We start from the raw sequence: 12,965 nt of genomic DNA on the forward strand, positions 1-12,965 counted from the left end.
AGGGTATGAAAAAGTTATGGATTGTAGTCTTTCTTCTTTGTAGCATCCAGTCATATGGACAGGATGTGCAGTATTCTCAATTTTATGCTGCTCCGATGTATATGAATCCGGCTTTTGCGGGGTCAGCTGAGCTTACGCGGGTTGGACTTAATTACCGGAATCAATGGCCAGGACTGGATCATACTTTCAACTCTTACTCAGCCTATATCGATCATTATATGTTTGATATCAATAGTGGAATTGGGCTCCAGGTCAATGGGTCACAGGAAAGCATGTCTTCATTGAGTACAATGGAGGTTGGATTAGTTTATTCATATAGGTTGCAGCTAGGGTTCAATAATTTCCTGAGATTTGGCGGGCAGGTGAGTTATGTTTCTCGTGATGCCTACTTTGGGGATGTAATTCTTGGTACTCAGATGGACATAGCCCGTGGGATTATCACCGATCGCTATGATGGGCAATTGATGGTGGACAGCCGACGGCAATTTGCTGATTTCAGCTTTGGAATGCTTTATAACAATGAGCATGTCTGGCTGGGAATGTCAGGCCATCACCTCAATGAACCCAATATGTCCTTTTTGGATGACCAGCTGAGCGTACTGCCTATGAAGCTTTCGGCTCATGGTGGGGTTAAGATCAATCTGCCAGATGGGACATACAACAGCTATTTGAGTCATAGCAGACAGGAACGTGCGCTGTTATTTGCCTTCAACTTTAGGCATCAAGAGCCTTTTAATCAGCTTGAGGTGGGTTCTCAACTGTTGTTGGAACCCATCACTTTGGGATTGTGGTATAGAGGTCTTCCTGTCAAATACAGTCTGCCAAATAACGAGGCTATCATTGCTTCCTTTGGTTTCACATTTGATTCGGGTCTGGATATTGGTTACAGTTTTGATTTTAACACTTCACGGCTTGGATTGAGAAATTCTGGTGGTGCCCATGAGGTGTCTGTCCGGTATTCCTTCCTTTATGGAAATGCTAAGGATAGAAACAGGAAAAGCACCATTTTACCATGTTTTAAATTTTAAATTTATCAATTAATTAGGTATTAAAATTGCACTTTCAAAACCTCCTGAGCTTTCAGGAGGTTTTATTTTTTTCACCCTTTCAACCTCAATACCTATGAGATCAATATGGAATGGTTCGGTAAGCTTTGGTCTGGTATCCATCCCGATAAAGCTGTATAGTGCTACTGAGGACCGGAAATTGGACCTAGACATGCTTGACAGTGCAGACCACGCCCGTATCCGCTATAAGCGTATCAATGAAAATACAGGGGAGGAGGTTGCTTGGAAGGATATTGTCAAAGGATATAAAAATGATGACGGTAACTATATCGTCTTGAGTGATGAAGATTTTGATCAAGCTAATGTCAAAAAGAGCAGGACTATCGAAATCGAGTCATTTATTGATTCTTCTGATGTGGCCGATATGCTATTCAAAAAACCCTATTATTTGGAACCACAAAAGGAGGGAGGGAAATCCTACAACCTACTCAGAGATGCTTTAAAAAAAACCAAAAAACTTGGCGTTGCCACATTTGTGATGCGTCAAAAGGAGAACTTAAGCTTAATAGGAGTTTATGAAAACGCATTGGTTCTTCATGTTATTCGCTTTTCTGATGAGATCAGGAAACCTTCAGAACTCAAATTGCCGGACACGAAGGTCACCAAAAAAGAGGTGGATATGGCCTTGAGCCTGATAGATAATTATACAGAAAAGTTTGACTTTGAGAAATTTAAAGATGTGTACAATGATCAGTTGATGAAAATCATTGAAAGTAAAAAGACTGGGAAGACGGCAAAGGTTGCCAAATTTGAAAGCAAACCTACTCCGGCCAAGGATCTTATGGCCCAACTCAAAGCCAGTTTGGATAAGAAAAAGTCAAAAAAAGCATCATAATAAATGGGTCTTTCAGCGTATTTTGATAAACGAGATTTTGACAAAACACCAGAACCTAAAGGGGGAGAAGCTAAGAGTGATGAGCTGAGGTTTGTTATACAGCGCCATGAAGCTACCCGCTTGCACTATGATTTGCGGCTTGAAATGGAGGGGGTATTGAAAAGTTGGGCAGTGCCCAAAGGACCTTCCATGAACTCTGGCGACAAAAGGTTGGCTATCCATACCGAAGACCACCCATTGGATTATTTATTTTTTGAAGGTGATATACCTAAAGGTAATTATGGGGCAGGTCGGATGCGTATTTGGGACACCGGTACATTTCAATCTGCAGGAAGCCAAACGCCAGAAGAAATGCTTAAAGCCTACCAAAAAGGTGACCTCAAGATAAAATTCAACGGTAACAAGATCAATGGTACATTTGCTTTGGTTCGAACAGACCGGGGAAAGGAAGGCAACCAGTGGCTATTGATCAAAAAGAAAGATGAACATTCTACCGATTCCCCATATGATGCTGAAGATTTTCAGGATTTTTCTGAAAAAGGTAAAATGCCAAGTGGTTTCCTAAAACCTATGCTGGCTACCAAAACCGATAAAATCTTCAACAAAGCTGGCTGGATCTACGAACTCAAATGGGACGGTTACCGGGCAATTGCAAGCATCCATGATGGTAAGGTGAACTTGTATTCTCGGAATGGCATTTCTTTTAACTCCAAGTTTTCCAATATTCATACAAATCTCAAACAAGTTCCCTATGACGTAGTGCTTGATGGTGAGATAGTTGCCTTGGATGAAAATGGATTGCCCATTTTTCAAGCCTTACAAAATTATCCAGATTCAGAAGAAGGTCAACTGCGATATTATGTTTTTGATATGCTCAGGCTGAATGGCCATGATATGACTGGTTTGCCTTTACTTGAAAGGAAAAGTTTGATTCAGGAGGTGATTGAGGGAGTTGACCAGGTTGTCTATTGTGACCATTTGGAAGATATGGGCAGCGTTTTCTATGAAAAAGCTATCGATATGGGCATGGAAGGCGTGATTGCAAAAAAAGCAAATTCCAAATATTATCCCGGAGCCCGCTCTGAGTTTTGGTTGAAAATCAAAGCTATGGAAAGCCAAGAAGCCATAATTTGTGGATATGTAATAAACAAAGGTGGGGGAGGTTTAGGCTCACTGATTCTTGGGATGTTTAAAGATAAAAAACTGGTTTACATTGGAAACTGCGGAACCGGTTTTGGAGAAGAGGAAATAAGGAAATTATTAAAACTTTTGGACCCGATCGAAAGGGAAGAGTCACCATTTTCTTCCAAAATCAACCTAAAAGGAAGAAAAGCAATATGGGTAGCCCCGGAGTTAATCTGCGAGGTTAGTTTTACGGAATGGACCCGGTCGGGAAGTTTGAGGCACCCTGTTTACAAGGGCTTAAGGAAGGATAAAAAACCGATAGATATTACTAAGGAGAAATCAGTTTCTATAAAAACCACAAAGCAAAATTCACAGCAGGAGGATTCTAAAGGAAGCTTAGAAATAGATGGAGTCAACGTCCCCATCAGCAATTTGGAAAAAGTTTATTGGCCGGATGAGGGATATACTAAATTTGATTTGATCAACTATTACTTACAGGTCTCTGATTTAATGCTACCCTATTTAATAGGAAGGCCTCAAAACATGCACCGCCACCCAAATGGGATCAATGGGGAGAGCTTTTATCAGAAGGATACCGCTGGAATTTTCCCCCATTGGATAGAAACGCTTAAGGTTCACTCCAAATCAAAAGAAGATCAGATTGAATATATGCTTTGTCAGAATGAGGCAACATTGATCTATATGGCTAATCTTGGGTGCATAGAAATAAACCCCTGGCTTTCTCGGAAAGAAGACCTAGAGCATCCCGACATGGTTGTGATCGATCTTGACCCTAGCGACAAGAATACTTTTGAGCAGGTAATAGAAGTTGCTCAAGCCACTAAGGAAGTGCTGGAAAAAGGCAAGATTAATGGATTTTGCAAAACTTCAGGTTCTAGCGGGCTACATATCTATATTCCTTTGGATGCTGGGTATAGCTACGATGAAGCCAGAGATTTTACAAAATTGCTGTGCTATCATGTGCATGAACTTTTACCGAAGCTTACAAGTATGGAGAGAGCCGTGAAAAAGCGTAAGGATAAGATATATCTTGATTTTATGCAAAATCGAAAGGGGCAGACATTAGCAGCTCCCTATTGTGTAAGACCTGTGCCTGGAGCAAGGGTTTCCTCTCCGCTCAAATGGGAAGAGGTAAAAGTTGGTTTGAAAAAGGAAGATTTTACGATTAAGACCATGCCAGAGAGAATCGAAAAATATGGTGATCTTTTTGAAGGGGTTTTGAATCAAAAAAACAGCATGGAGGAAGTACTTGAGAATTTGAGCTAAAAAAAGCCGGGTTTCCCCGGCTTTTTAATTAATCTACTATTTCAAGTTTATATACGCCACTTTCTTCCTCGTCTGTGAGGATATAAAGATTGCCATCCGGCCCCTGTTTCACCGCTCTGATCCTACCGATTTTGTCCTCCAACATTTTTTCATCGTGGGTGACTTCTCCATTTTCAATAACTAGTCTATAAATTGCTTTTTGTTTCAAAGAACCAGAAAATAGGTTTCCATTCCATGCTTGGAAATTGCCGGTATAAAAGGTCAATCCTGAAGGGGCCATATTGTCTTCCCATATATGCGCAGGCTTTTCAACACCAGGGGCTTCTCGGCCGATACCTATTTTTTCATCCGTATCATATTCGGTTCCAAAGGATACTTGTGGCCAGCCATAGTTTTTGCCTTTTTCTACTTTATAAAGCAGGTCGCCCCCATTTGGGCCATGATCGGAAGCCCAGATTTCACCGGTATTTGGATGGATCACCATACCCTGGTTATTTCTATGACCAAAACTGAAGATTTCAGGTCGTAAATTGCCTGGTTCCTTGTTTACAAAGGGGTTGTCCTCAGCTGCCCCTCCATCTTCTTTTAATCGGATAATAGAGCCCGCGGGATCAGTCAAGTCTTGGGAAGGATATCGAATGCCACGGTCTCCAATGGAAAATAGAACAGTTCCATCGCCAGGGAAAATAATCCTCGATCCATAGTGTCTACCAGGCTCTGTTCTTGGCGTCTGAGCATACACGACTTCATACTCACTGAAATCAGTTCCCTCATCATTTAGTTTTGCTCTGGCTAGGGCTGTACCTGTAGCGTAATCTTCATCACCGCTAAAATTTGAGTCATCGTCCCCAGGACTGGAGTAAGTGAAATAGATCCACCCATTATTTTGATAGTCAGGATGAACGGCAACATCCAATAGTCCACCCTGATTTCCCCCTTCATCGGGAGTTTTGTCATCCTCGAAAAGGTCAATTTCTGGAAGATTTCTTAATCGATGAATGTTATCTCCATCCATGATAAGAAAACGCCCCGGTCTTTCAGTGATGAGCATTCTCCCATCCGGAAGCCAATCAATTCCCCAGGCATTTTCCAACCCGTCAACAACCTTGGTAATCTTGATATTGGTTTCTTCGGTCTCAATACTTTCCTCGATTACCTCCTCAGTCACACTTTGAGCTATTAAAGGCTGGCCCAAAAGAAGACCAGCTCCTGAGAGCAGGCATAATTTTGAAAATGAATTCATATTGTCAGTGGTTTAAATGGTTGATAAAAATGCAGTCTTTCCTAAAATTAACATTGAGTTTAAAATATTGTTTGGGTTGGGTTCAATCCTTCCTGAGTATGATTGCCGAATAGGCAGGTATCATCAATTTCGCTGAATACTTTTGCTCCTCTTCTTGATGGGCAATCAATTCCGTAGGACCTGCATTTCCAAATGCTTGATCATAGATTTGGCTGTCGCTATTGAAGATGGTTACCCATTTACCTTCCTGAGGCAATGGTAAAATGTACTCTTCATGGGTTTTTCCATTGAAATTTATGATTATAAGCACAGGGTTTTCTATAGCTTCATCCGCCCATCGCTTATAGGCAATGACGCGAGTTTCAGCATCTGCATGTAATATTTCGATGTGTTGTCCGCTAAGTCCAAGAGTTTCGTTTTCTTTATTGAGTCGTAAAGAAATGAGGTCCTGGAAAAGTTTATAAATTCCTTTTCTTTCCTCCAATTTGACCCAGTTCAAGAAATCCTTTTCATTAAAGGCTCCTGCTTTGAGAAATTCCTGTCCTTGGAAAACCATAGGAATGCCAGGTGCTGTGAAGGTCAAGACGGCCCCTAGAGCGGATTTTTTCTTAGCAATCCAAGAGTCAGCCTCTCCTGGGGAGGCTTCTTCAGGCAATCTTTGGTCTTCAATGGCCACAGCGTCATGGGATTCGGAAAAAACTATCCTATCAAATGCATTATGATTGTAGCGAAATTCCAATGCTTCTATAATTTTTTCGAGGTGCCATTGGTCATCATCGACCAAGGATGGTTTGATATGTTCCACAAAGGTGGAGTTCCACTGTGCATCAAATCCGGCACCCCCATCCTCGGTTTTAAGGGTAAGAGTACCGTTTCCTCTCACATCCTCGGCAATTAGAATTACCTTCGGTTTCACTTTTCGGCTTTCCTCATTGGCCCATTTCATAAGTGACCAACCATCAGCCAAGTCTTGGTCCTTGAGGTGTTCCTCACCTTTACAATTTCTGATTAGCGCCGTTCCATCCCATCTTAACCCATCCACACCAATTTCATTGATCCAAAACATCACATTATCAAAAATGAATTTCCTCACTTCTTCCCTTCCATAATCTGGGCGGGTATGTCCCCAAGGTGTTTCCCCGCGATCATCGTTGTAGAAAAAAATTCCACCACCTTCACCTTCATACCAACCGTCAAATCTCCAAAGGTCAAGGTCCGTTGGGCCCCAGTGGTTGTACACCACATCCAAGATCACAGCAATTCCTCGGTTGTGCGATTCCTCTATCATTTTGCGAAACTGTAGCCTACCTCCATAACTCGTCTCCACTGCGAAAAGATGGGAGGGATTATATCCCCAGCTAAAACTTCCAGCAAACTCGTGTACAGGCATCACCTTGATGATATTGATTCCCAACTCTTTCAAATAGTCAAGTTTAGCAATGACATCCATAAAAGTCCCAGGTCCTGACTTTGTGCTTTTACTGAAGGTCCCCACATGTAGTTCATAAATGACCGCTTGATGCAATGGTGGTGGGTCAAATGGGTCAATTGGTGGCAAGGAATGACAAATGATGCTGTTTCCCATAGAGTTGGTCACCTCTGTGGAATAGGGGTCCAGTCTAGAAAATTCCTCTTTGCCTTTTTTGAGAAGGTAACGATATTCCTGGCCCTCTTTTCCTTTGATTATGTTGCCTTGCCAAATGCCATACTCATCCATTTGTAAAGGATTATTGGCTTCCCAGTTGTTAAAATCACCAATTATATGAACCGATTGGGCATGGGGAGCCCATAACTTGAAATAGCAGCCGTTCTGATGCAGGCAAGCTCCCATAGGGTAACTGTTTTCCATTGGGAAAATTGAAAATGTATGTTGATTTAAAAAGATGTGGTATCCCAACCTGCTGATTTTATTCCAGCAGAGTAGGCACTATTCAAGAATTGTTTCAATTCCTGACTAGGATTATCCTTGTTTATCAGGTCATGATAATGAAGCAAAGCCATGGGGCTGCCGTTGTTGTCTATCCATTTAGCCTCATTAGGGCTCAAAGGGTTTGTTTCCAAGCCTTCCGGATTTGGCCAAGTATAAGAATAAAATGCGGGTTCTCTTTGTTTTTCATCTCCGGCCCAAAAGCCAAAGGAGATATTTTCGTGGGAATAGGCTTCTTTATCCGAAGTGGTTGACATCCCACTGTTGTCAGCTTTTTTGCCAGAAAATCTAGTTACCACCAGATCCATGTGATGCCAAAACAATTGGACAGGAGAAGACTTACCTTTGTACTCACACTCGAATGCTTTAAAAATATTATCTACCCACAACAACACTTTGTAATACTTTTGAACATAATTCGGATCATAATGGTAATGCCTAGTTAAGCTCGAAAAGGTGCCCTCTATTCCCATATCATATGGAGATGGGTTTTTGATTTTTACCGAAATGTTGAGTTGCAGTAGTTGATCTAAAAGAAGTGAGTAAAATTTGGACACGGTTAAGCCATACATTATTTCAAACTTTCTAACCCCTCCAGTTGAGGTATTTATTTGAATTACATGCTTTAGGAGATCAAATTCAATGGTAAAGTTTCCTTGGCCATTTTGAAAGGGAATGGGACCGGTGGTCAAACCTTTGGAGGAAACTCTAAAGGTTATGTTCCACCAATGGTTTTTGGGCGGCATCAAGGCAAGTTTCACTTTGCCGACAATTTGTAAAAATAAGTGTAGGGTAATTTTACTTTTTTCCCATTCTTCTAAAGGGAGCGAGGGTAGTTTTTGGGTGGACTTTTCTGACATTTTGTTTTTTAGGTGATAGTGTTTCTGGTTAACTATCAAAATGCCTTTTGAGTTATGAGTAAAAATAAAAAAAGCCCGACCATATTTTGGTCGGGCTTTTTCAAAGTGCGATTGCAGGATTAATCTAACATTCCTCTTCTAGTTGCGTTTCGCTGATTAGGCCAAGTCATTTGTCTTCCTGATCTTGGATTTACAGGTAGGATGCTTTTCTCTCTGTTGAAGCTTTGATCATCTTCGCTGGCCATATAAGTAAGGATAGCGGTAAGAATCACGTTGTTTTCAACATCATCAAATACAATCTTATCATACGTGTCACGGTTGGTGTGCCAGGTATAATTGAAGTAAGACCAGTTAAGTGAGCTTAGGGAAAAGCCTGGAGCGCCTACAGCTAGGAACGAAGCGTAATCAGATCCACCTCCAGCTGGGCTGCCAGGAAAAGTAGTCTCGATATGTTTGCGCACATCCTGTGGCACTGGTTCCAACCATCTATTGATGAATTCATAAGAATGAAGGAAACCTTGACCGGAAATGTTAACCACTCTACCGGTTCCGTTATCCTGGTTGAATACTGCCTGAATGTTTTCGACTATCTCTGGGTGGTCTTCTACAAATGCCCTGGAACCGTTTAAACCTTGCTCTTCACTTCCCCAGTGTCCTGCAATGATGGTTCTTTTTGGGTTAGGATACATTTTCTTCAAAATTCTCATGGCTTCCATCATTACAATAGTACCAGTAGCATTGTCAGTAGCACCTGTTCCACCATCCCATGAGTCAAAATGAGCTGAAAGAATTATATACTCCTCAGGCTTCTCAGTTCCTTTGATTGTAGCTACGGTGTTGAATGTTGGCATTTCTCCAAGATCTTTGGATTCCGCATTGATTCTAAGCTTTGGCTTAGCATCATTCTCCACCATTCTGTATAGCATACCATAGTCTTCTAAGGCGATATCCACCATTGGGATATTTTTAGTAGTGGCTCCAAAGATTTTTTGCACACCAAATCCCTGAGACCAGTATGAAGCTACCACACCAGCTGCACCTGCTTCTTCCAAAGCTGCCGGAAGTGTACGGTTGTTGTAACCAGTCTTCTCAATTCTATCAGCCCAGGATTGCCCAGCTTCCTGTCTGTCCTTCCTCATTTTCTCAAGCGACTCCTCAGTTGCAAATTCTTTCCAGTTGTACTCAGGACGACCTGAAGGCTGCATCATGGAAATCATAACAAATTTGCCTTTAACATCATTGGCTAACCAGTTTTGGAAGGCCACTGAGTCCTCAAGATCTGGTACGATAACCACCTCGGCTGTAACTGGCCCGTCAGTAGAAGGACTCCAAGCCAACTGCATTCCTTCCAAAGAAGTCACTCTCGGTTCAACTAGATCAATGTGAGAAACACCTCTTTCCCAACCTTTCCATACTCCCCATTTCTCATTTTCGGCTTCGATACCCCATTCACCATAAGTGTCAACTGCCCAATCATGAGCATGTTGCATCTGGGGAGTACCTACTAGGCGAGGACCAATTAAGTCAGTAACTTCATAGGCTAATTTTTTGAGCTGGGAATTCTCCTTAGCTTCTTTGATCATGTTTTCAATTACCTGGTCTTTTTCTTGAGCTTGAGCGGTAAACCCAAATGCAACTAGAAAAAGCACCAAAAACGAACTTTTGCGCATAACAAAATATTTAAATCTAAAATATGAATGTGTTGACTGTGTGTGGCCATTACTTGGCACAGGCCTAAAATAGGAATAATTTTCCGGCCCAAATAAAAATTATCTTATAAACGTAAAAATCACCTTATAATCGGTATAAACCTTAAATAGAAAAAGGCGACCCATTTGGTCGCCATTTTCTACTTATTTACATTTTCCCCAATATTACTACTGTCTTAAGAAGGCTGTCGTGAAGCCCTTTTCTAATCTCGGCATATTTTGGTTTGAAGGAAAAGTTAGTATACTTACTCAGGTGGATTGACATTTGATTTTCACCTTCTTCAAGCTCTACGGTAAGTTTGAGGCCGCTAGAATACTCAATCTGAACCATGTTTTTGGCTTCAAGTTCAAGTGTGCCTTTTCTTCCCGTTAGCTTGTTATGAAAAGTCTGTTTCTTATAATCGGAAAGTAGGACTAATTCATCGGCCAAATCATCTACAGGAGGCTTTGTCCTGAATTTGTCAAAGATCTTTTTGATGCTTGTTTCACGGCTGATTTGGAATGTTTTTTCCAGATAAAGCCTGTATTTAACCTGCAAATCAATGTGTCTGTCAAGAACAGTTTTATCCTTTTCAGCCATATCACTGAGCAAGTTCATCCACATTTCCAAAATAGCCTCAGGATTTTTGTCAACCTCGGGGGTTAAAAGAACGGTGTTCCGGTCATCAATGGCAATAATTTGCTCCACCGAATCAATATTAGCCTTAACTCCATTTAAAAGGTTTTCAAGCCCGGAGTGAGTGGTTTTTACAGGGACTCCATTTTTAGTTGCAATGCCGTCGAGCTGGTCGGAAAGGATCACAGACTTGATAATCATCATGCCAGATTCGCCAAATGGACGGTCCCAGATTACCTGTTGGATCAAATGATCACTGATGAGTGCGGCTTGTTGATGTGCGTTGAAAGCCTGAAATCGGCCTTCTGCATTTTTATAGCCAATAATTATTCTGTGCATTGAGCTGTCAAACCCCAAAATCACATCATAACCCTCAGTCTTGGCCTCTTCCACAGCAGGCATTAGAAATTTAAAATTCAGTGTTTCATCATCCACAGTCGAATCATAGGAGAGTTGGAAAGTCTCTACCTTGTCGGTGGAAGCAGGAAGTTTGATCTTTGCTGCTTTGGGCAGATAAAAAAGACATTTCAAAGGTTTGATTAATTGATTTTCAGCGGTGTTTTCCACAGTATCCATAAGGGTGTTTTAAGATAAAATTCCAGAATGCGAATAGAAATGCATTATTATAATAAGGTTGGGTATTCCTTTAAATATGGAATGCATTCTTGGACGTACGAATGTCCAAAATTAGCCTAAAATCTATAGAAAAGCTAAAGAATTGACGTCCTCTTATCTCCACCCTCTACTATTCTACCAATATTATTGAGCAATTCTGTCATATTTTCCAAAGTTTCAACTTGATCCTCAAGGTTATACTTCTCTTTCCAAAGCGTGGGGTCGGTGTATTTAACAGTTACATTTCCATTCCGTTCTATGATAAGTAGCCGCAAGGGAAGCTCTATGGCAATATCGGGATCTGCTTGCATTAATTTTGTACCAACTTGGGGGTTGCCAAAAACGATTACTTTTGTTTTTTCAAGCTCCATTCCTGCTCCTTCTGCATTATCGTCGTGGTCTATGACTTGCATAACCTCTATGTCCCTTTCATCGAGAGATGATTTGATAAGCTGGATAGTTTCATCAAAACCATATTGGCTCTGATAGCTTTTCAAATTACTTTGACCATTGGAAGCTATACTGGTTAGCATCAAACCGAGTAAAAATGTGTGAAAAATTTTCATATATAAATATATAAAAATAACCTGGTATAGACCAGGTTAAGGGTTGGACATTATTTTGTACCGCCTCCGTATGGAGGCTTATGGATATTTGGTTTGTCGGGGTTTCGATTAGTACCTTTTTCCAAATGAGGGGGAATCGAACCATCTTCTTCCAAATGCTTTTTCTTCAATTCCTTCTCTTTTTGGATCTCTTCTTCAGTTTTCCCTTTTTTGATTGCCGCCTTGTCCTGTTGTCCAGGATCTGAAGGGTTTGATTTCCCCTGTGGAGAGGGCGAATTTTTCTGATCTGACATAATTAAATATATTTTAAAATGTATAACATTTGAATTCAATAATAGAACTACTGAGATCTGTTATGGTTTGTTTTTTCGTGGATAATAGGGAGGATTAAGATGGTTTTTCGGATTAAATATACCTAAATCAATATAAAATGTGATAACGTTTATGTTTAATAATTGTGTAAATTTGTTTTGTTATTCACTTATATAAACAAATAATGTTATGAAAAAATGTTTATCGTTAGTGGTTGTATTTGTTTTGGTGATTGGGGTTTCCTTTGCGCAAGGTCCCGAAAGAATGAAAAAGATCACCAAAAAAATGGAAATGCCTTACGAGGCTGAGTATTCATCCAAATTTAAATTGGGGGATGATAGGCATTCTTTCAAAGTGTTGGAAGTTTGGAAGGATTATGAGGAAAATATGCTCGAAAGAAATGTCGAATATTTTGCAGACGATGTTACAATGGAGTTTCCTGACGGCACGAGGGTATCTGGACTTGAAAAGTTAATGCAGGTGACCAAGCAACATAGGGAAACGCTTGACAATTACCAAAGCAAAATTATTTCTTATGTCAGTCTGAAGAGTGTGGACAAAGATGAGGATTGGGTTGCTATCTGGGGTGAGGATTCCTTCATTAATTCAGATGGGGAGAAAGTAATAAGTCCCATTCATGAAGTTTGGAGAATTAACAAGGATGGCAAAATTGCATTTATGAAACAATACCACGCTATGGCCATTCCTGATGAGGAAGATCCTGATTATGAAAATATGGATCGGAATGATGACGATGATTGGTAAAAAAAATGGAGCTTATAACGGCTCCATTTTTTAATTAT

The 12,965-nt window shown here is 40.7% G+C and carries 11 protein-coding genes; 4 read left to right on the forward strand and 7 right to left on the reverse strand.

Features of this window, described 5'->3' with window-relative positions; translation table 11 throughout:
- Positions 1-5 precede the first annotated feature (5 nt).
- The 3 genes from FPL27_RS09245 to ligD all read left to right on the forward strand — a co-directional run bounded on the left by FPL27_RS09245 (position 6) and on the right by ligD (position 4,314).
- Positions 6-1,028: a PorP/SprF family type IX secretion system membrane protein gene (locus FPL27_RS09245; RefSeq protein ID WP_143960826.1), complete on the forward strand. Its 1,023-nt coding sequence runs from the start codon at positions 6-8 to the stop codon at positions 1,026-1,028.
- Between the two features lie 94 nt (positions 1,029-1,122).
- Positions 1,123-1,902 (forward strand): non-homologous end joining protein Ku, encoded by a 780-nt coding sequence (gene ku, locus FPL27_RS09250; RefSeq protein WP_143960827.1) that lies wholly within the window; start codon positions 1,123-1,125, stop codon positions 1,900-1,902.
- Between the two features lie 3 nt (positions 1,903-1,905).
- On the forward strand, positions 1,906-4,314 hold the full coding sequence (gene ligD, locus FPL27_RS09255; RefSeq protein ID WP_143960828.1) for a DNA ligase D: 2,409 nt from the start codon (positions 1,906-1,908) through the stop codon (positions 4,312-4,314).
- Positions 4,315-4,342: 28 nt separating this feature from the next.
- On the opposite strand, the gene FPL27_RS09260 is transcribed toward ligD, so the two are convergent.
- The 7 genes from FPL27_RS09260 to FPL27_RS09290 all read right to left on the reverse strand — a co-directional run bounded on the left by FPL27_RS09260 (position 4,343) and on the right by FPL27_RS09290 (position 12,143).
- The gene (locus tag FPL27_RS09260) at positions 4,343-5,557 is read right to left on the reverse strand and encodes a PQQ-dependent sugar dehydrogenase (RefSeq protein WP_143960829.1); all 1,215 of its coding nucleotides are present in this window, start codon (positions 5,555-5,557) and stop codon (positions 4,343-4,345) included.
- An 82-nt stretch (positions 5,558-5,639) separates the two neighbouring features.
- The gene (locus FPL27_RS09265; protein ID WP_185974333.1) at positions 5,640-7,388 is read right to left on the reverse strand and encodes an alpha-amylase family glycosyl hydrolase; all 1,749 of its coding nucleotides are present in this window, start codon (positions 7,386-7,388) and stop codon (positions 5,640-5,642) included.
- Between the two features lie 44 nt (positions 7,389-7,432).
- On the reverse strand, positions 7,433-8,344 hold the full coding sequence (locus FPL27_RS09270) for a DUF5996 family protein (RefSeq protein ID WP_143960831.1): 912 nt from the start codon (positions 8,342-8,344) through the stop codon (positions 7,433-7,435).
- 119 nt (positions 8,345-8,463) lie between these two features.
- Complete coding sequence (locus FPL27_RS09275; RefSeq protein ID WP_143960832.1) at positions 8,464-10,014, reverse strand: M20/M25/M40 family metallo-hydrolase; 1,551 nt, start codon at positions 10,012-10,014, stop codon at positions 8,464-8,466.
- A 187-nt stretch (positions 10,015-10,201) separates the two neighbouring features.
- Positions 10,202-11,245, reverse strand: coding sequence for a hypothetical protein (locus FPL27_RS09280; RefSeq protein WP_143960833.1), 1,044 nt, complete (start codon positions 11,243-11,245; stop codon positions 10,202-10,204).
- A 134-nt stretch (positions 11,246-11,379) separates the two neighbouring features.
- A complete protein-coding gene (locus FPL27_RS09285; protein ID WP_143960834.1) occupies positions 11,380-11,850 on the reverse strand; it encodes a DUF302 domain-containing protein in 471 nt (156 codons plus the stop codon).
- A 50-nt stretch (positions 11,851-11,900) separates the two neighbouring features.
- A complete protein-coding gene (locus FPL27_RS09290) occupies positions 11,901-12,143 on the reverse strand; it encodes a hypothetical protein (RefSeq protein ID WP_143960835.1) in 243 nt (80 codons plus the stop codon).
- Between the two features lie 208 nt (positions 12,144-12,351).
- Here FPL27_RS09290 and FPL27_RS09295 point away from each other — a divergent pair, with 208 nt between their 5' ends.
- Positions 12,352-12,927 carry a nuclear transport factor 2 family protein gene (locus tag FPL27_RS09295; RefSeq protein ID WP_143960836.1) on the forward strand — a complete coding sequence of 192 codons (576 nt, stop codon included), beginning with the start codon at positions 12,352-12,354 and terminating at the stop codon, positions 12,925-12,927.
- Positions 12,928-12,965: the final 38 nt, after the last annotated feature.

The organism is Litoribacter populi (assembly GCF_007483685.1).
In the GTDB taxonomy this organism is placed as follows: domain Bacteria; phylum Bacteroidota; class Bacteroidia; order Cytophagales; family Cyclobacteriaceae; genus Litoribacter; species Litoribacter populi.

Excerpts from the sequence above, each read along its gene's own strand:
- FPL27_RS09275 (WP_143960832.1), bottom strand. The coding sequence starts at position 10,014 with ATGCGCAAAAGTTCGTTTTTGGTGCTTTTTCTAGTTGCATTTGGGTTT.
- ligD (WP_143960828.1), top strand. The coding sequence starts at position 1,906 with ATGGGTCTTTCAGCGTATTTTGATAAACGAGATTTTGACAAAACACCA.
- FPL27_RS09290 (WP_143960835.1), bottom strand. The coding sequence starts at position 12,143 with ATGTCAGATCAGAAAAATTCGCCCTCTCCACAGGGGAAATCAAACCCT.
- FPL27_RS09280 (WP_143960833.1), bottom strand. The coding sequence starts at position 11,245 with ATGGATACTGTGGAAAACACCGCTGAAAATCAATTAATCAAACCTTTG.
- FPL27_RS09265 (WP_185974333.1), bottom strand. The coding sequence starts at position 7,388 with ATGGGAGCTTGCCTGCATCAGAACGGCTGCTATTTCAAGTTATGGGCT.
- FPL27_RS09270 (WP_143960831.1), bottom strand. The coding sequence starts at position 8,344 with ATGTCAGAAAAGTCCACCCAAAAACTACCCTCGCTCCCTTTAGAAGAA.
- ku (WP_143960827.1), top strand. The coding sequence starts at position 1,123 with ATGAGATCAATATGGAATGGTTCGGTAAGCTTTGGTCTGGTATCCATC.
- FPL27_RS09285 (WP_143960834.1), bottom strand. The coding sequence starts at position 11,850 with ATGAAAATTTTTCACACATTTTTACTCGGTTTGATGCTAACCAGTATA.
- FPL27_RS09245 (WP_143960826.1), top strand. The coding sequence starts at position 6 with ATGAAAAAGTTATGGATTGTAGTCTTTCTTCTTTGTAGCATCCAGTCA.
- FPL27_RS09295 (WP_143960836.1), top strand. The coding sequence starts at position 12,352 with ATGAAAAAATGTTTATCGTTAGTGGTTGTATTTGTTTTGGTGATTGGG.
- FPL27_RS09260 (WP_143960829.1), bottom strand. The coding sequence starts at position 5,557 with ATGAATTCATTTTCAAAATTATGCCTGCTCTCAGGAGCTGGTCTTCTT.